The 19,772-nt window shown below is 45.9% G+C and carries 19 protein-coding genes; 10 read left to right on the top strand and 9 right to left on the bottom strand.

What is annotated here, in order from left to right:
• Positions 1-97: 97 nt before the first annotated feature.
• The 3 genes from purU to thrC all read right to left on the bottom strand — a co-directional run bounded on the left by purU (position 98) and on the right by thrC (position 2,931).
• Positions 98-952, bottom strand: a complete 855-nt coding sequence (purU, locus tag QUA25_RS10765) for a formyltetrahydrofolate deformylase (RefSeq protein WP_333037456.1) — start codon at positions 950-952, stop codon at positions 98-100.
• A gap of 113 nt (positions 953-1,065) precedes the next feature.
• The gene (locus QUA25_RS10760) at positions 1,066-1,686 is read right to left on the bottom strand and encodes a Uma2 family endonuclease (protein ID WP_333037455.1); all 621 of its coding nucleotides are present in this window, start codon (positions 1,684-1,686) and stop codon (positions 1,066-1,068) included.
• A gap of 120 nt (positions 1,687-1,806) precedes the next feature.
• Entirely contained in the window at positions 1,807-2,931 is a 1,125-nt protein-coding gene (gene thrC / locus QUA25_RS10755) for a threonine synthase (RefSeq protein ID WP_333037453.1), read from the bottom strand.
• A 120-nt stretch (positions 2,932-3,051) separates the two neighbouring features.
• On the opposite strand from thrC, the gene QUA25_RS10750 reads away from it, so the two are divergent.
• The 4 genes from QUA25_RS10750 to QUA25_RS10735 all read left to right on the top strand — a co-directional run bounded on the left by QUA25_RS10750 (position 3,052) and on the right by QUA25_RS10735 (position 7,028).
• Positions 3,052-3,330 carry a hypothetical protein gene (locus tag QUA25_RS10750; protein ID WP_333037450.1) on the top strand — a complete coding sequence of 93 codons (279 nt, stop codon included), beginning with the start codon at positions 3,052-3,054 and terminating at the stop codon, positions 3,328-3,330.
• A gap of 257 nt (positions 3,331-3,587) precedes the next feature.
• Positions 3,588-4,640: a fatty acid desaturase gene (locus QUA25_RS10745; RefSeq protein ID WP_333037448.1), complete on the top strand. Its 1,053-nt coding sequence runs from the start codon at positions 3,588-3,590 to the stop codon at positions 4,638-4,640.
• Between the two features lie 175 nt (positions 4,641-4,815).
• Positions 4,816-6,318 carry an AAA family ATPase gene (locus QUA25_RS10740; RefSeq protein ID WP_333037447.1) on the top strand — a complete coding sequence of 501 codons (1,503 nt, stop codon included), beginning with the start codon at positions 4,816-4,818 and terminating at the stop codon, positions 6,316-6,318.
• The gene (locus QUA25_RS10735) at positions 6,318-7,028 is read left to right on the top strand and encodes a ParB N-terminal domain-containing protein (RefSeq protein WP_333037445.1); all 711 of its coding nucleotides are present in this window, start codon (positions 6,318-6,320) and stop codon (positions 7,026-7,028) included. The genes QUA25_RS10740 and QUA25_RS10735 overlap by 1 nt, the downstream gene beginning before the upstream one ends.
• Before the next feature lie 146 nt (positions 7,029-7,174).
• On the opposite strand, the gene QUA25_RS10730 is transcribed toward QUA25_RS10735, so the two are convergent.
• Positions 7,175-7,420 carry a hypothetical protein gene (locus QUA25_RS10730; RefSeq protein WP_333037442.1) on the bottom strand — a complete coding sequence of 82 codons (246 nt, stop codon included), beginning with the start codon at positions 7,418-7,420 and terminating at the stop codon, positions 7,175-7,177.
• A 215-nt stretch (positions 7,421-7,635) separates the two neighbouring features.
• Here QUA25_RS10730 and QUA25_RS10725 point away from each other — a divergent pair, with 215 nt between their 5' ends.
• Positions 7,636-8,730 carry a Rho termination factor (modular protein) gene (locus tag QUA25_RS10725; RefSeq protein WP_333037440.1) on the top strand — a complete coding sequence of 365 codons (1,095 nt, stop codon included), beginning with the start codon at positions 7,636-7,638 and terminating at the stop codon, positions 8,728-8,730.
• A 202-nt stretch (positions 8,731-8,932) separates the two neighbouring features.
• Here the strand turns inward: QUA25_RS10725 and QUA25_RS10720 are convergent, their stop codons facing one another.
• The 3 genes from QUA25_RS10720 to QUA25_RS10710 all read right to left on the bottom strand — a co-directional run bounded on the left by QUA25_RS10720 (position 8,933) and on the right by QUA25_RS10710 (position 11,287).
• The gene (locus tag QUA25_RS10720) at positions 8,933-9,268 is read right to left on the bottom strand and encodes a XisI protein (protein ID WP_333037438.1); all 336 of its coding nucleotides are present in this window, start codon (positions 9,266-9,268) and stop codon (positions 8,933-8,935) included.
• Positions 9,265-9,672, bottom strand: a complete 408-nt coding sequence (locus QUA25_RS10715; protein ID WP_333037436.1) for a XisH family protein — start codon at positions 9,670-9,672, stop codon at positions 9,265-9,267. The genes QUA25_RS10720 and QUA25_RS10715 overlap by 4 nt, the downstream gene beginning before the upstream one ends.
• A gap of 85 nt (positions 9,673-9,757) precedes the next feature.
• Positions 9,758-11,287 (bottom strand): phenylacetate--CoA ligase family protein, encoded by a 1,530-nt coding sequence (locus QUA25_RS10710; protein WP_333037435.1) that lies wholly within the window; start codon positions 11,285-11,287, stop codon positions 9,758-9,760.
• Positions 11,288-11,591: 304 nt separating this feature from the next.
• Between QUA25_RS10710 and QUA25_RS10705 the strand changes: the two genes are divergently transcribed.
• The 4 genes from QUA25_RS10705 (at position 11,592) to QUA25_RS10690 (ending at position 16,746) form a co-directional block, all read left to right on the top strand.
• Positions 11,592-13,496, top strand: a complete 1,905-nt coding sequence (locus tag QUA25_RS10705) for a serine/threonine-protein kinase (protein WP_333037434.1) — start codon at positions 11,592-11,594, stop codon at positions 13,494-13,496.
• 80 nt (positions 13,497-13,576) lie between these two features.
• Positions 13,577-13,846 carry a hypothetical protein gene (locus QUA25_RS10700; RefSeq protein ID WP_333037433.1) on the top strand — a complete coding sequence of 90 codons (270 nt, stop codon included), beginning with the start codon at positions 13,577-13,579 and terminating at the stop codon, positions 13,844-13,846.
• Positions 13,847-14,420: 574 nt separating this feature from the next.
• Complete coding sequence (locus QUA25_RS10695; RefSeq protein WP_333037431.1) at positions 14,421-15,767, top strand: EAL domain-containing response regulator; 1,347 nt, start codon at positions 14,421-14,423, stop codon at positions 15,765-15,767.
• Between the two features lie 202 nt (positions 15,768-15,969).
• Entirely contained in the window at positions 15,970-16,746 is a 777-nt protein-coding gene (locus QUA25_RS10690; protein ID WP_445242188.1) for a response regulator, read from the top strand.
• A gap of 219 nt (positions 16,747-16,965) precedes the next feature.
• Here QUA25_RS10690 and QUA25_RS10685 read toward each other — a convergent pair whose 3' ends face one another.
• Entirely contained in the window at positions 16,966-17,682 is a 717-nt protein-coding gene (locus QUA25_RS10685) for a pentapeptide repeat-containing protein (RefSeq protein WP_333037430.1), read from the bottom strand.
• Positions 17,683-17,873: 191 nt separating this feature from the next.
• Positions 17,874-19,073, bottom strand: coding sequence for a phosphoglycerate kinase (locus tag QUA25_RS10680; protein ID WP_333037429.1), 1,200 nt, complete (start codon positions 19,071-19,073; stop codon positions 17,874-17,876).
• 183 nt (positions 19,074-19,256) lie between these two features.
• Here QUA25_RS10680 and QUA25_RS10675 point away from each other — a divergent pair, with 183 nt between their 5' ends.
• Positions 19,257-19,670 (top strand): universal stress protein, encoded by a 414-nt coding sequence (locus QUA25_RS10675; RefSeq protein ID WP_333037428.1) that lies wholly within the window; start codon positions 19,257-19,259, stop codon positions 19,668-19,670.
• Positions 19,671-19,772 lie beyond the last annotated feature (102 nt).

Here is a 19,772-nt window from a genome sequence, read left to right as displayed (position 1 = left end):
TTTGGGATTCGCTGCACTTGGCTCGTGCAACTGGAATTTATATTAATCACCGAGCGATCGAAGGAGTAACAAACCCAATCGATCTCATGCCTAATTTTCAAGCAAAAACCACAGTCCGATTGCCATAAACTAAAACACGATTTTGTAAATGATATCGCACGGCTCTTGCTAACACAACCCTTTCTAAATCTTTACCTTTGCGAACCAGATCGGACACTTCATCGCGGTGACTCACGCGCACAACATCTTGTTCGATAATCGGGCCAGCATCTAAATCTGGGGTAACATAGTGGGCTGTTGCACCGATAATTTTTACCCCTCTTTCATAAGCTCTTTCGTAAGGATTTGCACCCACAAACGCTGGTAAAAATGAATGGTGAATATTAATCACATTGGGAAAATTTATGATAAAGTCTTGACTCAAAATTTGCATATATTTAGCCAAAACTATTAAATCAATCTTATATTTTTTAAGAAGTTCTAACTGTTGTGCTTCTTGAATAGCTTTATTGTCTTTAGTAATGGGAATATACTCAAAGTCGATACCGTATTGTGCGGCAAGAGGCTTTAAATTTTGATGGTTGCTGATTATCAGCGGAATTTCACCTCTGATTTCTTGCGCTCGCTGTCGCCAAATCAAATCTAATAAACAGTGATCTTGACGGCTTACCCAGATCGCGATGCGTCGATTTTTTTGGGAGAAATGCAATTGCCAATTGGCTTGTAAGTCCTTGGCTATTTCACTAAAAGCAGGTGTTATTTGTTCGGGGATTAAGTCAAAACCGTCTAATTGCCATTCTAGCCTGCTCAGAAATAATCCGGCGGTAAAATCTGTATGGTGATCCGCGTGAATGATATTGCCGTTGTGGGAGGCGATAAAATTGGCAAGTAAGGCTACGAGTCCTTTGCGATCGGGACAGGCAATTAAAAGGGTTGCAGTAGGCTTGGTCATTGTATAATCGCTAAAGTTTTATTGATGCTCCGCACCATATAAGCTATTTGAAGTTATTCTGTAGGGTGTACACTACGCAGCTTATTGTTACTCGAACTACCGCCGTTTGGTAATCAGGAATTTAAAATACTGCTTGCTCCGAAGATTTGTTGTGCGGTTAACTGCAAGTCTGGGAAGAGTGAAGAAATCAGTCGATCGCTCTTTTGAAACAACTGTTTTTGATACTCATCTTCTCGCAGCATACAAATCGTAATTGTCGGCTGTTTGGGTTTGCCAATATATTCTCTGCCGCCAATGCCCAGATAATCCACAATCCAATACTCAGGCACTCCCAGCAGTGCGTAATCTTCAACTTTGCGGGCGTAGTCGTTCTGCCAATTCGTGCTGACGACTTCAGCGATTAGTTTAATTGAGTTTCCCGATGTAATTACAGGTTCTTGTTGCCACAAAGGTTCATTAATTAGTTGAGTTCGATCTACTACAAGTACGTCGGGGCGAAACGCTGTTGCTGTTCCTAATAGTTTGATGAGACAGCGAGGGGGAATAAAGTAGGGTAGATCCACACGATCGATTTCTACATTGAGTTTTCGCCCGAGGAAGGCGGATACTTGTTCGTGCGGCCCCGTTGGTTCCATTTCTGTTAATTCACCATCGATTAGTTCGTAACGCTCGCTATCGCCAAAGTTGGCAATAAATTCATCAACACTTAGAAGTTTGGCAGGTGATTGAACCATTCTGTTTGCTCCTGGTGATGAATTAAGAATTTTTTTAACTAACCGCAGAGGACGCAGAGGAAGAGAAGAGAGAGAAGATGACAAAGAGTTTTCCTTCTTCCCTGTTCCCTCTTCCTTCTGCTAAAATCCCATCGCCCCAGCTACTGCATCCAAAGTCGGAGCAATCCCACTTTTAAATTGATTGTTGCTGTGATTAATTGCGGTATCCGGGTCTTTCAAACCGTTACCAGTGAGCACGCAAACCACCGTCGCCCCAGTCGGAACTTGGTCTTTTACCTTCAGCAAGCCGGCCACAGAAGCTGCACTCGCCGGTTCGCAGAAAATCCCTTCTTGCGATGCTAACAAGCGGTAAGCGTCGAGAATTTCGGCGTCGGTGACTGCGGCAAAACCGCCGCGGCTGGCTTCGGAAGCTGCGATCGCCTGTTTCCAGCTAGCCGGATTCCCAATCCGAATTGCCGTCGCCAGGGTGTCCGGGTGCGCCACTGGTTGGCCCGTTACCAACGGCGCAGCCCCCGCGGCTTGAAATCCCATCATCTGCGGCAAGCGCAAACATTTTTTGGCTTGGTGGTATTGACAAAAACCCATCCAGTATGCTGTGATGTTTCCCGCATTTCCGACGGGAATGCACAGCCAGTCGGGGGCGTCGCCCAAGGCGTCAACGACTTCAAAAGCTCCGGTTTTCTGACCTTCCAAGCGGTAAGGATTGACAGAGTTGACCAATGTCACGGGGTAGTTAACGGCCATTTCGCGGACAATTTCTAAGGCTCGATCGAAATTTCCGCCAATCGAAATGACTTCGGCACCGTAAAGCAAAGCTTGCGCCAGCTTGCCCAAAGCCACGTAACCCTCGGGAATCAACACGAAAGCTCGCATCCCCCCGCGTCGGGCGTAGGCGGCGGCGGCGGCCGAAGTATTACCGGTACTGGCGCAAATTACAGCTTCGGCACCAGCTTCCTTTGCCTTGGAAATCGCCATTGTCATCCCCCGGTCTTTGAAACTACCAGTGGGGTTGAGTCCGTCGTATTTCACCAGGACGCGCACGTCTCGACCGATGATAGAGGCGATCGCAGGTGCTGGAATCAGGGGAGTATTGCCTTCTTGGAGGGTCACTACCGGCGTGGTTTCCGTCACCGGCAGGTAGGGGCGATAAGCTTCGATCAAGCCGGGCCAGCCGTAGCGTTTCGGCTCGGCGGCGCGGGCAGCAGAGTTAGCAGCAGAGTCAGTAGCAGGTAGAATCAGGGTCACGGTGTCAATGGTTTTAGGCAATGGCCGAAGAATTTACACTAATTTTAGCTCGATCGGTTAATTTGATGTTTAATACGATCGGTTCAGGTTAAAGTAACTTAATGGTGTGAATGTGTAGATATGTCTACCCAATTACTAATGTCAAATAATTCATCGACTCTTTCCCGGCCTCAAGTTACCGCGAGCAATCCCGAAATGGCTAGTTCTTCTACGCTATCGACCAGTTTTGCCCGCAAAGTAAATTCAGTGAAGTGCCCCTACCAAGCCGATCAGCAAGTTAAGTTCCTGCACTTGCAAGCGGAAATCGAATCCTTGCTGCTGGAAGTGCAAAGCCTCAAACAGCGCTCGATCGCTGGCTTGCGGGAGATCGACCCCATTTCTGGCAGGAACAGCAATTAGCTGACAACAGTCGCTAATGCTAATTGTCCTGGCCCTGTGTTATAAAAACGAATGTTTTGCTACCCGCAGTGTTTTTTGCCAAAAGTGCTAGAAATTCCTAACTGCGGATAGCGATCGCTAGCTTTTGCTAAAACGCGCTTGCCTACAGCTCAACTCGTCTGCTGCTTGCTGGCAACGAGCTGATATTTTACGGCGCTTTTTTATTGCGCTAATTTGTTAAGCCATCCTCATGGCATACGGAGAATCGAAATCAGTTTATGACAGCATCGATCGAAAAACCACTAAATTTGACATCCGCAAGTGACACTTCCAACCTGCGCCTGAAAGATATTCTCAAAACCCTGCCGCGGGAAGTATTCGCCAAAAACCCCCGCAAAGCTTGGACAAAAGTAATCGTCAACGTTCTTTTAGTTGCTGTCGGTTACTGGGGCATAGCAGTCTCTCCTTGGTTTCTACTACCCCTAATGTGGATTTTCACAGGAACCGGATTAACCGGTTTTTTTGTGATCGGGCACGACTGCGGTCATCGGTCATTTGCTAACCGCCGCTGGGTAAACGATTTAGTCGGACATATCGCATTTCTGCCGTTAATTTATCCGTTTCACGCATGGCGGCACGGACACAATTATCACCACAAGCACACCAATAAAATTGGCGAAGATAATGCTTGGCAACCGATGACAGCAGAAGACTACGCTGCTGCTCCCAAGGCTTTACAAATAGCTTATAGTTTAATTTTCGGTCGGATGTGGTGGATCGGCTCGATCGCCCACTGGGCAAAAGTACACTTTATGTGGTGGCGCTTCAAAGGCAAACAGAAACAAGAACAAGTGCGGTTTTCAGTTTTTGTCGTTTTAATCGGTGCTGCGATCGGATTCCCGATTTTAATTGCAACCACAGGCATTTGGGGATTTGTCAAATTTTGGTTGATGCCCTGGCTGGTTTACCATTTCTGGATGAGCACTTTTACGATCGTCCACCACACAGCACCAGACATTTCATTTAAAGAACCCGAAGAATGGAACGAAGCCCAAGCGCAACTATCGGGAACTGTTCACTGCGATTATCCCCGCTGGGTAGAGTTTCTGTGCCACGACATTAACGTGCACGTTCCCCACCACCTTTCAACTGCTATTCCCTGGTACAATTTGCGCCTCGCCCACAGCAGCTTAAAGGAAAATTGGCAAGATCATCTGTACGAAACAGAATTTTCTTGGTCTTTAATGAAGCGGATTGCCGACAACTGTCACCTATACGATCCGGCTGGCGGCTATCAGACATTGCAGGAATTTAACGCTCAAACAAAGTAGTTTTGAAGCGTGATTAATCCCCAAAAAACCCGGTTTGTCAAACACAACCGGGTTTTTCGATATTACAATCCATAGCATTTGTAAGGGGCGGAATGCGCGCCCTACTCTCAATATCACAATCCGTACCATGATTAAATCAGTCATTCCCAATCTAAAATCTAAAATCTAAAATCGAATGACTTTCAATCCCAATAACTGTCGCAACGAAAGCGAAGTAGAAAGCAAACTCATTGTCAGCTATCTGCTACCAAAGTTAGGTTATACGCCCGACACTTGGCACCAAGAAATCGCATTTGGGAATATTCGTCTAGACTTCCTCTCATTTGCCACCCAAGTTATCCCCATAGTTGTCGATGCAGACTCGCCGATGAGTGTAGTTATGGAGGCAAAACATCCGAAAGAAAATTTAGACCGCCACCTGCGAAAACTCCATCGCTATTTAACAAGTTTGAGCATCCGCTACGGACTCATAACTAACGGTAAAGAAATTAGAATTTACCAAAGAGTCGCCGATAATATTCAGCTAGTTTTTAAGTGTGCTGGAAAAGACCTTGAAAATAGAATTGATGAAATTATCGCTTTAATTGGCAGAGATAGTTTAAAATTTATAAAAAATCCCGATAATCTCGAGCTGGAAGATAGTCAAATTAATTTCGTTAGTCCTGAGTTAATTAGCGAAGTCGCAGTACAGCCCAACAATCCCGCCACCGCAGAACCTGAGCCAAGTCAAATCTCAGAACCGGAACAAATCCCTGAAAATTATCCAGTTAAGCCTCAAGTTAAATCCGATGTAACCGTTCCCCAAAAAAGCCAAAATACTATGAAAATTATCGCAGTTTATCATAACAAAGGCGGCGTTGGCAAAACTACAACAGTAGTCAATTTAGCTGCTGCGCTGAGCAAGAAAGGTAAGAGAGTCTTGGTGATAGACTTAGACAGTCAGGCAAATACAACCTTTGCGACTGGTCTAGTAAAATTTGAAGATGAAGAACAAGACGATTTGAAAGATAGTAATATTCTTCAAGTTTTGCAATCACAAGAATCTTTTTCCATCGCACAAGTAGCTCGAAAGTCTAATTTTTGCCATCCCGAAATTGATGTGGTTCCTTCCCATATTGATTTAATGCAATATGAAACGGAACTCAATCAACTAGATTACAGCCGAATGATTTTAATTCAGAAACTAGCAGAAGTACAGGATAAATATGATATTGTACTGATCGATACACCGCCATCTTTGAATCTTTACGCCAGAATTGCCCTGATTGCGGCAGATTATTTAATTATTCCTTCGGACTTAAAACCTTTTGCCAATCAAGGACTGATTAATGTCAAGGATTTTATCAAAAAAATCAATGGATTTAAAAAACAAATAGGCAAACAGCCGATCGCAATTTTAGGCGTACTCTCTTGCAAAATCTCAGCTAATGCTAAATTTGTACAGTACAGTTTGGCCAAGCGGAGGGAGGCAATTCCCAAACGGTACGACCTTGAAATCATGGACAGCGTAATTTACGAGAGAGACGATTTAGCAAAGTGTGCAGAACAATTTCAAATCGTGGGAAATATGGAAATTGCCGATCCGATTTCAGTGCTAGACTTTAAGCCTGATTGCACCGCATCCCAAGAATTTGAAATGCTAGCACTCGAAGTTTTGGAAAAAATAGGTAAAAACTAATGAAAAAATTATTTCCGTCACTGGTTGCAGTGAAAAGAATTACGTCCGCAGTTCCCCGTTCCAATTTTGCAGAGCCGGATTTGGAGAAATTAGCGAGACTGATTTTAGAGTCAGGAGGATTGATTAATCCGATAATTGTCCGCCGAAACGGTATGGATGCCTACGAGATAGTAGACGGAGACTTTAAATACTACGCGGCGGCGAGAGCAAAGGAAATAGATACTCTCAAAGGCGAGACAATCGGAGCCTTCATCCTGGAAGAAGAAAATGAAAAACTTCTCCTCGAACAACTTGAAATTCTTAGAAAAACCGCAATCACTGGGAATCCAAGTGTAAGTGTGGTTCCGCAACCGTCCTCCAGCTTTGAACAGCGGCTGACAAATATTGAAACTCGATTGGAAAACCGAATTAATGAATTGAAAGCCGAGTATACGCGGGAAAAACAGGCGCTGATAGAGAGGGTTAAAGATGTTGAAAGTCGCATTCCCAAACCAGTTCCGCTGTTGGAAGCACTCAACACTCAAAAGGAATCCCAACTGGCGTCAAATTTGAAAAAGGCTGGCATCAAACCTCAAACAATAATAGACCAAATCATCAAACAGCGAGAGTTGGAGCCATTTACCTCATTTGAGAATGTGGTGGAACGCATTAAAGGGTTAGGAGATAAAACAATGATTAAGGTTATTGACTATTGGCAAAGGTATTTATAAGCTTTCAGCCATCTAAATTGCATTTTTGAGGCATTGCTCAAACCTCATCCGACAAAAGTTAAAAAACCTGATCTGACTCGGCGGTTGAAACCCATTATACAGAAACTTTCGTCCATCTCGCTTGAGACTAAAGAATAAGGGCGATATTAAAGCTGGCTTTCGTATAAATCGCAATTGCGATCGCAACTCGCAACGCCAGCCCGATCGCCCTGACGCCAAAATAAGTAAAGATGAGTAAAGCAGTGGATCATTGGTGTCCCGTAGGCAGTTAAACTCTTCACAGTCGCTTTTTTTAGGAATTGCAGTAACTTTTGCCGTAGCTTGCGGGGCGGGACGCCATCGCCCGGACTGTCACCGCACAGCCCCTCGCACAGGTACAGCAGCAACGCCATATCTCCTCCAGATAACTGAGTTCGATCGCAGACTTGGAAGACTCAGCCCAAGAAACCCTTTAACTTACCACGGTCTGGGTAAGGTGTTTGTCTCGCACCTTACAATTTGAGTTCTTGGGTTAGTCCTGCATCCCTTAAAACGCCGGCTGTAAAGTGCAAACATACATAAATACCTACACATCAGATTTTCATGACAAAAGGGGACTTGTAACAAGATGGATCGATCGTCCGATCAAAACCAAATAGTTGAATATTTGCGGATTAAGCCAATTAGTCACACTCAGATTTACACTTCCCAAATTGCCATACCAGAGCCTCATCGGGGCGAAATTCCTCGCGAACGCCGCGAAGCTCTCAGGAGAAGTCTGATCGAGCAAGGAAGCAACTTAATTCCTTTAATTGTACGCCCCACTGAAGCTTACAGCAACGAAGAAGAATATGAAGTAGTCTGCGGCTCAGATTGGTGTATTGTTGCTAAAGAACTCGGCACCGAGCAAATGTGGGCGTGGGTATTTGAAATGACCGACGAGGAGGTAGCTGTTGCTCAAGCAGAAATGGAACATTTAGCTCCGCAACCGACTCCTAAAACAGCACAAATTGAGACTATACTGCAACAATTTGAGCTATCATTTCAAAAAAAGGTAGATAGTCTAACAAAACAAATAGAACAATCTGTTAAAAAAAATGAAGACTTGCTAAAAAAGCACGTAAAAGCTCTAACTGAGCAGAACTTTGAGCGTAACCAAATAGAACAGATTAAGCATTTGCTCGAACAAGTGGAAAAAGCATTTCAGGAAAAGGTAGATAAAATGGCTAAAAAAATTGAACAATCGAGCAGCAACCGTCCGCCAACATCGGCTGTTATTTCTGAGGTAAATCTTGAAGGTGCTTTGAGACAGTTGGATGAACTGGAAAAACTGCTGTCAATAAAATTAGAACGCACAGTTCAAACAATTAATCAGTTTGTTTCCGAGACCATTGAAGAAGTAGAAAATGACCTGAAAAATCAAATTGAAACGCTCCGCCGCCAACTGGGAGCCGCAGGGACTCACTCAGAAAGACAGCCCGAGGCACAGCCGAAGAAGCAGTCAAAAACGCAGCCGAAGAAGCAGTCGAAAGCACAGCAGAAACCTCAGTTACCGCAGTTGCAGTTGGAGTTGCCGTTTCCGTCCCCGTCCCCAGAAGAAGACTACGAAAGTCTTTCGCTGAGGCGGTTGAAGGCGATCGGCAAAGACAGGAAAGTGCGGGGCTACGCGCGCATGAAACGACCGGAAATTCTGGCGGCTCTCAGACAAACTGACGGTCAATAAAACGATAATTGCTAATAGTTAAAAACTAATTATTGGGTGCTCTATCGCGTTTTTGGGCAAAAAGCGCGATCGGGTTTCATGATAGTCCTGCGCGCAGAAACGAGCCGATCGCCTGGCCGCGAAACTGCGAGAATTAAATATTGATCCAGATACAGTTTAGCGATCGTCCTTTTTATTCTAAGTTTCTGTATTGTAAGCGCGTTTAGGCGATCGCATATCCCGTATGTTGCCGAACATGATACGGATGAAACCCTAAAACTATCTGGTCTTTAGGCACTCCTAATTCTACAAGTTCAGGGGTAATTCCAGTTTCTATACCATCGTGTTGAATCCAGATTTTGCCGTCGATAATTTCCACATGGACGACACACCCGTGGATTCTTTGAGGTCCTTGCCAGCCTTCGTGCATCAATAAAAAATTGTTTTGTTCGATATCAACAATAACGCTGTTTTTAACTTGTCCGTAACTGTTAGGAATACTGGCATAACTATCTAAAACAGTGCGAATAATTTGGCGATATTCATCTAGTCTATTCATCTGATAATTATCTCCCTTGACGAATCAAAAACAATGAGTTTTAGTCTTTTTTTTCGTAACAAAACTTGGCCTAGTGGCTCCGAGAAAATATCTCGATAAACTTCTTCCCTAACAGCCAGATAGATATTACGTTCTGGTTCCGAAAGCTCTAGGATATCTTCGTAGACAATATACTGTCCCAGAGCTTCTTCTAAGTCATGAACGGGTGAAACACTCAAAAAACTTTTTACTTCTACAGCAATTTTGCGACCTTGCTTTTCGGCAGCCAGTATTTTTTCTGCACCCAAATCGACGAATAGTGAACGCTCGCCAATTTCTAGGGTTAGCGGATCGTTTGTTATCGTCCACCCGTCTTTTTCTAGAGCTGTTCTGACAGTATTGTGGTAGATGTCTTTTGCTGGCATATTTTAAGCTGAACCATCAAATCTCACCCTAATTATAGAATAACATAAGACTTGGGAAAACTGATAGCTCATCAATTCAAACTACTTACTGCCGCGTGTATCGGTGCTTCACCCCAATCGGAAAATACTCCGCATCGCCCATCGCAGTTAATGTCACCACAGGTAACTGATATTCTGGTGGCACGTAATTAGCAAATTCGCTATTTAGCCGCCGCAATTGCGCGAGAATTGAAGATGCGATCGCCTGCTGCATCTCCTCGTCGCCATCCACCCCCGGTGCTAATTCCACAACCACCGATAAAAACCGATTTTGCTCCGCATCTTCCTTGACTTGCAGCACAAATTTTCCCGTCACCCATTCCCGAATCGTGGGAACTTCTAAACCTACGGTGACATTTTCCGGGTAAATGTTGGCACCGAAGTAGGAAACGGTAAAGTGCGATCGCCCGAATACATAGACAAAGGGCAAGCAGCGAATTCCTCTGGGGAAATCAGAAACTTTCATACCTGCTGCTTGCTGCAAACGTGCCACAGGGTTAAATCCCCATTCTGCCAAAAAATTGAGCATTGCTTCGTAACAAATTAAACCGCCGTTATCGGAGATGTGATAGCGTATTAGCGGGATGCCGTTGTCGCCAGAAAATAACAGCGTGCCGTCATTATTCACTTCAAAAAAGCGACTTTTGGGATCGTACTGCACCAGCGTTGGCAACCGCGATTCCCCGAATAAATTGCGTGCTGCTTCGGGATTGTTTGCTAAAAAGCGGCGGATGCAAATGCTCAGCGGTGTCTCGTTGCCCAAAACGCCGGCATCCGCAGTACCATAAAGGCTCGCCGAGTTGTAATATAGATTGTCAGAATTAGTGCGATCGCTCACCAAACCCCGCCATTCTTCGCTAAATACTTCCCCCGCAAACACCATCTTAATTCGATATTTTTGCCACTCTACACCCCCAGCAATTCCGCTATCAATCACATCCTTGATAAATGGCGGATATCCCAACAAAACTACTTGATCGAAATGCTCCCCAAGTTCCTGCACAACTCGAAATATTTCAGTCTTATTATTCCCAGGCGTCACAACTGTAACTGGATAGCCCTTACTCGCTAGATAGCGGCAGCAATTGGCCGTGTACATTCCGCCTACCCAAGTTCCCAACGGAAAGCAAATGACAGCTAAAGTTGAGCGAGTGTCGGCGTAAAAACTGTCGTGAAATATTTGTTCAAAACGAGCAGCAATTTGCAACTCGTCGCTGATAAAACGCGGCCAAAATGTCGGGTTTCCTGTCGAACCCGATGAAACAGCAATGAAATCGCAAGTTTCTAATTTCCCCTGGTGACACAACTGAGGTAGCGGGTGACAGCGTAAATAATTCTCTTTGGTAATTAGCGGCAATTTTTGGAAGTCTTCAAAGGTTTGAATTGAAGCGGGATTGATGTTAAGTGCAGCTAGGAAAGTCTGGTAAGCTGGTACTGTGGCCGCGACTTTTTGAAAAAGCGCGATCGCCCCGGATTCGGCAACTCGATTCTGCTGGTGTTGCAATCGTTCCTCAAGCGGCGCCCTCAAAAACTCTTCAAACGCCCCAATTGCTCTCTGACGCTGTTCTGGCTGCATGATTTGCTCCTTAAAATGCCTATTTTGCACCCCGATCGCTCAAGATTCAATTAGTAGCGCGGCGCGACCCGATCGCACATTGGGCTGGACACTAAAAATTTGAACACACTTTGAGGTCGATCGAAAATATGTCGCAGTAGATAAACTTCCATAGCACAAAACCGCTGTTTTCACAATAACCACAGGGGATAGCCAAGCTGCCGATCGACTAATAAACGCTGACACACTATGTCAAGATTAATTCAGCGATCGCCCAAAACTCCTAGTCTCAGTCAAGCGTGAAAATCCGACGCAGCAAGTTTCAATGAACAATCCCATCTACCCCGGCATAACTCTCAACAACCACTACCGCATCGTCCGCGAATTGGGACACGGAGGCTTCGGGCGCACCTACCTCGCTGAAGATGCCCACCGATTTAACGAACCCTGCGTTTTAAAAGAATTTGCGCCCCAAGTACATGGAAGTTACGCTTTACAAAAATCCGAGGAACTGTTCGAGCGGGAAGCAGGAGTGCTCTACAAGCTGCAACACAATCAAATCCCCCGCTTTCGCGAACTCTTCCGCGTCAGTATCAGCGATCGAGGCTACCTATTTCTAGTGCAAGACTACGTGCCCGGTCAAAGTTACCGCTTTCTGCTCGACGCCCGCAAGCGTCAGGGTTTGCGGTTTATAGAGGCAGAAATCAATCAACTGCTGCTGCAGATTTTGCCCGTGCTCGAATACATTCACTCTCTAGGAGTGCTTCACCGCGACATCTCCCCGGACAACCTGATTCTGCGGAGTTCTGACGGGATGCCGGTGCTAATCGACTTCGGCGGAGTAAAACAAGTCGCCGCCACCGTAGAGTCTCTTTTCGCTGAGGCTAACGGCACTCCCGGCCCCGCGACTCGCATCGGCAAGCTCGGCTACGCTCCCGTCGAACAGATGCAGATGGGCATTGTCTCTCCCCACAGCGATTTGTACGCTCTGGCGGCCACGGTTTTGGTGTTGCTGACGGGGAAGGAACCGCATCAGTTGCTCGACAGCCAAACGCTGAATTGGAACTGGCGGGCGGAATGTTCTCTGTCTCCGAATTTGTCCCTGGTGCTGGATAAAATGCTCGCTCAACAGCCGAGCCAGCGTTACTCCTCAGCTCGTGAGGTAATGCTCGCTCTCTCCGGCAATCCGCCTTTACAGCCACCTTTGCCACCAGCCCCGGATTTTGGGATCACGCAGCCGCCGGATTTCTCGCCTATACCCGTACCCGCCCCCACACCAAAACTGCCGGGAACTCCGGTGCGAATTGCTGCTATTGGCAATCAGCAAAAAATGCCTGCTTGGAAAATGGTTTTGTTTGTGGTGGCGGTGCTCTCAACTATGGGGGGAGTTGGCTGGTTTGCGGGCAATTCTTTGTTAAATCTGCAATCAAAAGTACAGAAAGTTCCCCAGCCTCCAAACCCGAAGCAGCAGCAAGAAGATGCTTTGCAAGATCGCTTTGTCAAACTCAAAATTGACGATCGATTCTATAGCGGTTACGTCAACCTTGTGGACGAGACTTTCTATGCCAAATACCCGGAATTGGGGGGACGATTGTTAAAAGAAGGCGAGGACGATCGCCAGTGGCGCGAAAGGTGGCAGAAAATCGGCGACGAGTTGCTCGACAAGCTGGAAAATCTCAGCAGCGACGCTAGAGCGCGGTTGGGTACTTACGACACCACTGATATCGATCGCTGGAAAACAGAGGTTAACAAGCTGAATTTGAGCAGTCGGGCTTTGTACGATTTGGCTGATGCTAGGTTCTTTTATTGGTTTCCACAACAGCCGCGCGATCGCAATATCATCGGTTTGCCGATCGGGCAAATTTGGCAAGCAATTACCGCCGACGAACTCGAAGCCTTACAAGCTGGAGCAACTGTCGAAAGCGTTGAATTTGACCGCCTATCGAACAGCAAAAGCCTCACAGGCAATCTCAAACCCGGAGAAGGGAAAGCTTACATTGCCAGATTCGCTCAAAATCAAACTTTGCGCGTGAATTTACAAGCACCGCGCAAATCTACGCTACTGTCAATTTATACTCCGGGGCGGACAAAGGGCGCGCGAGCTTTGCTGGAAGATGCAGAGGGGCTTAGTTGGTCTGGATTGCTGGATGATGCTGGTTATTATGAATTTGTGGTAGTTTCTCAAGCATCTGAGCCGATCGCTTACGAGTTGAACCTGACGGCGGAATAACTGCTATTGACGCTCTCTATCCACCCAGGCAATAATAAGGTAATACCAATCAGATAAGTTGTCGGGTTCAAACAAAGAATATGCTGAGATTCGCGATCGTAGCTTTAGTGACTTTGGGATTAGTATTAGTGACTGCACTAGGTTTACATCCGGCCAATGCGACAGTCAGCACTCCCGAATTTTATGCTTGGAACTTTGCCTCTGTAGGCAGTAGCGAGCTGGTTTGTAAAAAGACCATGGTAGTTCCGCAAGACCTGATAATTCCGTCATCATCCATGCACGCTGTCAGTATCACTTCTGCAATTGTAGATGAAAAGTTTTGCGCGAATTCCACTAAGCCTGTGAATTAAGGCAGCGCATAATAGGATTTCGGGTTACAGAACCATAATTAAGTTCTCCGTTAGTCGATTTTAGATGTTAGATTTACTTCACAGATGAATCTGGGAGATTGAACCTTAATCTAAAATTTTTATCTCTCCACGACAGTTGTCTGAAAGCAAGTATCTTTTTTTGGATGAATCAGGACGCTGCATCCTGATTCATCCCTTGAGAGAAAACTCTATTTTTCAGTACAAACACGGACTAATTATGAACAATTAACCGGACATCATATAAGTGATAGCCTGAGTAATTTCCGCCGCCGGCGCACTGAAACTGTTGGCTATTTTTTTTATAAAAAATATTGGGTATTTTGTAATAAAAGTTTATCAAACGAGTCGGGCGCAGCAGTTTCCTGCTCTTGAAAGAGATCGAAATCTTCCCAATTTGGGCAGTTCTTTGATTGTGACTTCAGAACCGAGGGGAAATATTCAGCCATTTGGCTAATCATTTATTGGCTAATTGGCCCAGTTACTAATTCCCTAGTTTGAGTATGCTAGAGTTAGTCAGGTTCAGATATATAGTGCCATCTGTTATCTAAGTATCATGCTCAAAATTTTGGTAATTGAGGACGACGAATTAATCCGGGAAACTCTTCTGCAACTCCTGGAATCTCACAGCTACCGGGTCATTGCGGCCGAGAACGGTCGAGTTGGGGTGCAGATGGCACTTTCGGAGATACCGGATTTAATTTTGTGTGACGTGCAGATGCCGGAACTCGACGGTTATGACGTGTTGCGGACTCTGCGGCAAAACTCGCTAGCTGCAACAATTCCTTTTATTTTCCTCACAGCTCAAAGTGACAAAACCGATTTTCGTCGGGGGATGGATTTGGGGGCAGACGATTACCTGACAAAACCGTTTACCAAGGGTGAATTGCTGGGAGCCATTGCTTCTCGCGTGTTGAAACGGCAAACTATTACTCAACCGCTGACAGTCGCGCTTCACCAAGCAGAAGCCAGACTCAAAGATTTAGTTAATGACTCCACCAAGGTTACGACTCTCTCTCCTGAAAAGTTTGCTCTCGAAGCTTTGCTGCGCCACGCTTTGGCACAAGGTGAGTTTCAGGTATATTATCAGCCGCAGGTGAATATTGCTACCGGCCAAGTTATTGGCGCCGAAGCTTTAGTGCGCTGGCAAAATCCCGATCGAGGTATAATTTCTCCCTGCGAATTTATTCCCTTAGCAGAAGAAACAGGTTTAATTATTCAGATTGGCGAGTGGGTACTGCTTTCAGCTTGCGCTCAAGCCGCTAGTTGGCTGGCGGCGGGGTTTTCGCCCTTTACAATATCAGTAAACTTGTCGGCCCGGCAGTTGTCCGACCCGGAACTCAAGGCGCGAATCGTCCAAATATTGGAAACTACAGGTTTAGAGCCTGCTAATTTAGAATTAGAAATGACCGAAAGCGCTTTGGTGGAAAATGCGACTGTAGCAGGCGCTACTTTAAACGAACTTAAAGCTCTAGGAATTCGGATTGCTATTGACGACTTCGGCACCGGTTACGCTACTTTAGGATATCTTAAGCAATTTGCTTTTGACAGTTTAAAGATCGATCGAATTTTTGTCCGTAATGCCAGCGAAGATACTCAAAATGCTGCTATTACTACAGCAGTAATTTTACTGGGTCACAGTTTGAATATGACTGTAATTGCAGAGGGAGTGGAAACAGAAGCAGAACTAGATTTTTTGAAAGAACATGACTGCGATATCATGCAGGGCTATCTGTTCAGTCGCCCCGAACCCGCACCGATAATTGAAAGTATGTTGGTTGCCGCCCCGAGTTTGTTCGGGCCGCCCCCAGCAGCAGCACCTGGTCGCGTTGTCCCTTTTGTACCTGTGTCCGAACCAGAAAAATCTAAAAACCTTTCAATGTCGGGTCTAGGAATAGTGTAAGTGTCACTAAGATTTCTGTTTTATAGGGTAAAATTATTTCTTTTACCTTCTATTTTCTGCATAAAAGTTGACGCTTCCTCCTAAAAAGTTGTAGTTTTTGATGATAGGCGAATCCAAGAAGGAGATTGTTCCCCATATTGCTCTACTGCTTCCCCTTTGATGCGCTAGGCTCCCCTAATTGGACTATTTGAGAAAGTGTGGCGTGTTGAAATTGCGAGCCTTTATCAAGTTGCAGGAGGTAAACTCAATTAAGTTCCTACTTTGGGACTGGCAGTTTCAAGAACTGTCCAACTGGAATTGGTGCAAGCCTGTCATGGAAAGAATATTAGTGGTGGACGACGAAGCAGACTGTCAAACAGTCTTAGCAATGTACCTGGAAAGTCAAGGATATCGGGTGGAATGCGCTAATTCAGGGGTTGAGGCGCTCTCGATGTTTGAAAATGCCCCCCCAGATTTGGTAATTTCAGATGTCATGATGCCGGAAATGGACGGGTTTGAGTTTTGTCGCCGTTTGCGAACTACCCGTTTGGGACAGTTAGTCCCCTTTATATTTTTGTCGGGTCAAGGCGAGTTGGAGTCAAAAGTTGAAGGTCATTCGATCGGCGGTGACGATTATCTGGTAAAACCTTTTCAATCTGAAGAAATTTTAGCTAAGGTAAAAGCGCAGTTAGAGCGCTCTCACCGCATTCACGCCGAAATTGTCCGACTGCTTCAAACTTCTAGCGGTAGGGCGGTGGAACCACAATTTGTTGCAGTCTTGCCAGCACCTGCACCTTTGCCCTTAACACCAGCCGAGGAAAGAGTTTTTTGGGAGGTTATCCAGGGTTATACTAACAAACAAATTAGCGATCGGCTGTTTATTAGCCCCCGGACTGTGCAAGCTCATTTAGGCAGTATTTTCAGTAAATTACAGTTAGAAAATCGTGCCCAGCTTGTGAGATTTGCCCTAGAAAGAGGATACAAACCACCTCAAACTTAGCTCGTATCTCAACTTAGGGTGCGCCAGCCAGCCAGCGAGTCAGCCGATTTTAGATTTTAGATTTTAGATTTACTCCACAGATTCATTGGGGAGCTAAAACTTTAGTCTAAAATTTTGATCTTTTCACGACTTAAGTCGCGGGCTTGTATCCGTTTTTGGTCGGAATCAAAAACTCCCGTAGCTGCCAAAAAATGGAGGTTGACGCACTCAGCAAGCAGATTATTCCACATTCAAAACACAATAAGGAAAATTATTTATCACGCAAACCCCTGGCCCCAAATTCGTACCTCGCAAGTTGGCACGTTCCAAATCAGCCTGCCGCACGTTATTGGCCGCATCAATATTTGTCCCGGTCAATTGAGCCCCAGGAAGCCTAGTATTTGACAAAATAGCATTCTGCAAATTAGTATCGCGCACATCGGCGAAAGACATATCGGCTCCGCTTAAATTTGCACGATTCAAATTAACTCTAAAAAGCAGGGAACGCCTCAAATCGGCATTCGACAAATTAGCTTGCAGCAGATATGCTTCGCCCAGATTCGCATTAAAAAGCTTAGCACCGCGCAAATCCGCACTCGTCAAATTCGCTCGCCCCAAAAAAGCATTAGACAAATCCGCATTTCGCAGATTAGCACCATTCAAGTCAGCACCGTACATCTCGGCATTAACTAAGTTAGCATTTGCCAAATTAGCATCACTTAAATCCGCTTCTAGCAAATTAGCTTCATAGAGATTTGCTCCGCTTAAATCCGCTCCTCTTAAATTAGCTCTGTACAAGCTAGCCTTGAACAAATCAGCATTTCTCAAGTCACAACCTTCGCACTCTTTAGTTTCCAGCAATTGCCTAACATGATCTGGATTTTGAGCCTTAACGGGAGCTGCCAGCCCAAACAAAGCTAAACTTGCCGTTACAGTTGCCAAGAGTTTAAGTTTCACAAACAAACCTCACTGCTACTTCAAACAAATTATACTAGCAAACTGTAGACTTTAAACCGATATCCTTCTCTCTTTTCTCTTGCTCTGCGTTCTCTGCGCCCTCTGTGGTAAATCTTCAAAAAAATGCTTCGCAGCCAAAGATATAGACCTGCTGACAGCAAGGCGGGCAAAGCCCGCCCTACTTAACTTAATTAAGCTTCATCTAAAGCAGCAACACCAGGCAATTCCTTACCTTCGAGCAGCTCCAAACTAGCACCACCACCAGTAGAAATGTGGCTCATTTGTTCACCTAAATTCAACTGTTCCACAGCCGCCACCGAGTCACCACCACCGATAATTGTGGTAGTACCAGTTTTAGTAAGTCCAGCCAAAGAATGAGCGATACCTTCAGTTCCCACCGCAAACTTCTCCATCTCAAACACGCCCATCGGCCCGTTCCAGATGACAGTTTTGCAATCGGCCAAAGCATCTTGGAAAGTTTTTACTGAATCCGGGCCGATATCCAAACCCATCCAACCGTCGGGGATGCTTTCAACAGGGACAGTTTGAGTGTTAGCATCAGCAGCAAACTTGTCAGCAACTACCACATCAGTAGGTAACAGAAAAGCAACTCCCCGTTCCTTCGCCTTAGCTTCCAAAGACTTAGCCAGTTCCAGCTTGTCATCTTCCACCAAAGACTTGCCCACGTTCAAGCCGCGAGCTTTGTAGAACGTGAAAACCATGCCACCGCCCAACAGCAGTTTGTCGCACTTTTCGAGCAGTTTTTCGATGACTCCAATCTTGCTGGAAACCTTAGAACCGCCGATTATAGCAGCTAAAGGACGCTGAGGATTGTCGATCGCACTGCCGAGATATTGCAGTTCCTTCTCCATCAAAAACCCAGCCACAGAAGGACTCAGATACTTAGTAACGCCCTCAGTAGAAGCGTGAGCCCGGTGAGCCGTACCAAAAGCATCATTGACATACAAATCGGCCACAGAAGCTAACTTCTTAGCAAATTCTGGGTCGTTTGCCTCCTCCTCTGGGTAGAAGCGGACATTTTCCAGCAACAGCACATCGCCATCTTGCATCCCGGCGACTGTTGCAGCGACTTCATCACCGATGCAGTCGTCAGTCTTTTTGACTTCTTTACCCAACAATTCCGACAGCCGTTTCGCAACCGGAGTCAAGCGCAACTTCTCCGTCACACCCTTGGGACGGCCGAAGTGGCTGCACAAAATCACCTTAGCGCCCTTGGACGCTAAATCTTGAATTGTCGGCAGAGCCGCCCGGATGCGAGTATCATCGGTGATATTGCCGTTGTCGAGCGGCACGTTAAAGTCCGCCCGCACCAATACCCGTTTGCCCGATAAGTCCGATGCCGATAAATTTGCTACAGTTTTTTTTGTCACAGGATTAACCTCCTAATATGTGTGTTTTTGTCGAATTCCGTTGAAATGGCGGCACTGGTCACTTGCACTTGGGCCTCGGACGCATTCAACCGCGTCCGTACAAAAAACGGAAGATGAAACAAACGGCACTGATTGGCTCAACGTAAACATTTTATCGGAGTCCGCGTCCCGGAGATGCGCAGTATGTTCAAGACTGTCTTATTTCCTGTAGATCAAAGCCGAGAAGCCCGCGAAGCTGCCGAAAAGGTGGTCAATATCGTGAAAACCTACGCCTCTCGCTTAGTAATTCTCTCGGTAGTCGAGCCCCCAGCCGAGGAGGCCGACGCCCCCGCGCGAGAGGTGATGACTTCCCCCGAAGCAGTCGCCAAACTTCTTTCTGAGGCCCAATCGATGTTTTCCCAGCAGGGAATTGAAGCTGAAATCATCGAACGGGAAGGCAAACCTGCTTTCACGATTTGCGATGTGGCTGACGAAATTGGGGCCGATTTGATTGTGATGGGCTGTCGGGGGATGGGTTTAACCGATGAGGGGGCGTCTGACAGCGTTACCACTCGGGTGATCAATCTGTCTCCTTGTGCAGTTTTGATTGTGCCTTAGTCAGTTGGCAGTTGTCAGTTGACAGTTGACTGTTGGTAGTTGGCAGTTGACAGTTGACTGTTGTCATTCAACAACTAACCAATAACAACTAACAACTGTCAA

The organism is Microcoleus sp. Pol17C6 (assembly GCF_036701145.1).
Classification (GTDB): domain Bacteria; phylum Cyanobacteriota; class Cyanobacteriia; order Cyanobacteriales; family Microcoleaceae; genus Microcoleus.
The sequence above is the reverse complement of the archived record's forward strand: the minus strand, read 5'-3'. Positions and strand labels throughout refer to the sequence as shown.

Excerpts from the sequence above, each read along its gene's own strand:
- purU (WP_333037456.1), bottom strand. The coding sequence starts at position 952 with ATGACCAAGCCTACTGCAACCCTTTTAATTGCCTGTCCCGATCGCAAA.
- QUA25_RS10760 (WP_333037455.1), bottom strand. The coding sequence starts at position 1,686 with ATGGTTCAATCACCTGCCAAACTTCTAAGTGTTGATGAATTTATTGCC.
- QUA25_RS10750 (WP_333037450.1), top strand. The coding sequence starts at position 3,052 with ATGTCTACCCAATTACTAATGTCAAATAATTCATCGACTCTTTCCCGG.
- QUA25_RS10745 (WP_333037448.1), top strand. The coding sequence starts at position 3,588 with ATGACAGCATCGATCGAAAAACCACTAAATTTGACATCCGCAAGTGAC.
- QUA25_RS10740 (WP_333037447.1), top strand. The coding sequence starts at position 4,816 with ATGACTTTCAATCCCAATAACTGTCGCAACGAAAGCGAAGTAGAAAGC.
- QUA25_RS10735 (WP_333037445.1), top strand. The coding sequence starts at position 6,318 with ATGAAAAAATTATTTCCGTCACTGGTTGCAGTGAAAAGAATTACGTCC.
- QUA25_RS10730 (WP_333037442.1), bottom strand. The coding sequence starts at position 7,420 with ATGGCGTTGCTGCTGTACCTGTGCGAGGGGCTGTGCGGTGACAGTCCG.
- QUA25_RS10725 (WP_333037440.1), top strand. The coding sequence starts at position 7,636 with ATGGATCGATCGTCCGATCAAAACCAAATAGTTGAATATTTGCGGATT.
- QUA25_RS10720 (WP_333037438.1), bottom strand. The coding sequence starts at position 9,268 with ATGAATAGACTAGATGAATATCGCCAAATTATTCGCACTGTTTTAGAT.
- QUA25_RS10715 (WP_333037436.1), bottom strand. The coding sequence starts at position 9,672 with ATGCCAGCAAAAGACATCTACCACAATACTGTCAGAACAGCTCTAGAA.
- QUA25_RS10710 (WP_333037435.1), bottom strand. The coding sequence starts at position 11,287 with ATGCAGCCAGAACAGCGTCAGAGAGCAATTGGGGCGTTTGAAGAGTTT.
- QUA25_RS10705 (WP_333037434.1), top strand. The coding sequence starts at position 11,592 with ATGAACAATCCCATCTACCCCGGCATAACTCTCAACAACCACTACCGC.
- QUA25_RS10700 (WP_333037433.1), top strand. The coding sequence starts at position 13,577 with ATGCTGAGATTCGCGATCGTAGCTTTAGTGACTTTGGGATTAGTATTA.
- QUA25_RS10695 (WP_333037431.1), top strand. The coding sequence starts at position 14,421 with ATGCTCAAAATTTTGGTAATTGAGGACGACGAATTAATCCGGGAAACT.
- QUA25_RS10675 (WP_333037428.1), top strand. The coding sequence starts at position 19,257 with ATGTTCAAGACTGTCTTATTTCCTGTAGATCAAAGCCGAGAAGCCCGC.